This is a genomic window from Companilactobacillus futsaii JCM 17355 (assembly GCF_001435505.1).
GTDB lineage: Bacteria > Bacillota > Bacilli > Lactobacillales > Lactobacillaceae > Companilactobacillus > Companilactobacillus futsaii.
Map to the genome: position 1 here is coordinate 1 of NZ_AZDO01000071.1, position 1,331 is coordinate 1,331.

At 34.8% G+C, this 1,331-nt stretch carries 2 protein-coding genes and 1 pseudogene; all 3 read right to left on the reverse strand.

The window, feature by feature from the left end; genetic code table 11:
- Positions 1-190 precede the first annotated feature (190 nt).
- Positions 191-403: a hypothetical protein gene (locus tag FC88_RS05890; protein WP_057813740.1), complete on the reverse strand. Its 213-nt coding sequence runs from the start codon at positions 401-403 to the stop codon at positions 191-193.
- A 376-nt stretch (positions 404-779) separates the two neighbouring features.
- Positions 780-1,139: a hypothetical protein gene (locus tag FC88_RS05895; protein WP_012660358.1), complete on the reverse strand. Its 360-nt coding sequence runs from the start codon at positions 1,137-1,139 to the stop codon at positions 780-782.
- Positions 1,140-1,151: 12 nt separating this feature from the next.
- A pseudogene (locus tag FC88_RS12615) lies at positions 1,152-1,331 on the reverse strand (site-specific integrase); the annotation flags it as partial.

Sequence of the window (1,331 nt, forward strand, 5' to 3'; positions counted from 1 at the left end):
CTTATGCTCCCACGCTTTGCTCGTCCGCTACCATTGACAGCAAACAGTTAGTTTTTTTGAATCTTAACAAGAATCTAACTGCTATATTCCTTTTTAAGGGCCTTATTTCTCGTTTCTAGCGATTTTAAGACCATTCATATACATTTATACCAAAGCAAAAGCAAAAAGCCCTCAACAGGCTTTTAGAGGGCTAAATAACGAAGCCAGGACGATTAATAATATCTTCTTGTCTTTTTTGCAAAACATAAGTATACAGGGAATCATACAAATTCTTTTTGATCTCGTCAGGTTCATTGAAAGAAGCTTCAAACAATTCTTGAATATCAACTTGCCAAGGATCAGCAAGCATTTTATCAATTGGTTTTAATACTTTCTTTTCGTCCATCTTGATTACTCCTAACATCAAAATAATACTTTCAGTTTAGATTTACAGATTTTACAGTACCGTTATTCCAAATTTGTTACAAAAATCATAAAGATTCTTTACACAGAACGATTAAAAAAATTGGCTTAAAACAGCGTAATCCGCAACACTTTTTAAATATTTAAAACATAACAATCTTAGTTTAGGTGCAAACATAAATTGAATTAAAAATATGCTCAATTAAATAACGAGAAAAATTGATTGTATGGTTATCAGCAGACCGAGTGAAACGAGGTCAATGCGCACTTACACCCTTGACACTTGTCAAGGGTAGATTTAATACCCATTTCGATGGGTATTATTTGTATTAGAAGGCTAGCGCCAACGATAAAAAGCCTAGAGCCAAATCTCAAGATTAATCAATCACATTACGAAGGATCCAATGACTATAAGCAAGACGAGCACCGGGAGTTATTACCCAAGGGTGATTAATTTCGAAAATTTGAATTTCAGTTGCTAAGTAAAGTGGCGTCTTACCATGATTAAAAGCAAAAACGGGTTGCGGAAAATCAGGCTTACTAGCAACTTGATGAACACTTTGACGAGAGTTCATCTGCCAACGAATTTTTAAATCTTCACGCGACAATAATTTTGGCAGGTGTGTTTTTTCAATTTGAGCTTGCCGTTGCAACTTTTGTGTAAACTCTTGTTTAGTCTTGTTTTGATGCCAATCATCAAAAAGATCATACTTGTTTGATTTAAAATCTAAATCCATAAAGCCAGCCTCCTAACCAAAATCAATTTTATCCAGCATCGTTTCAGTACTAGCCTGGTCTAAGCCTAAATAAGCTAAAGTCATTGCTTCACTGGAATGATTTAGCAAATTCATGACTAAGCCAATATTATAATTTGATTGCGTATAAACGCGATAAGCCCCAGTTTTGCGCATAGTGTGGGTACCAAGGTA

Bases quoted from the DNA above. Each gene is read 5' to 3' on its own strand.
- FC88_RS05890 (WP_057813740.1), bottom strand. From the start codon at position 403: ATGTTAGGAGTAATCAAGATGGACGAAAAGAAAGTATTAAAACCAATT.
- FC88_RS05895 (WP_012660358.1), bottom strand. From the start codon at position 1,139: ATGGATTTAGATTTTAAATCAAACAAGTATGATCTTTTTGATGATTGG.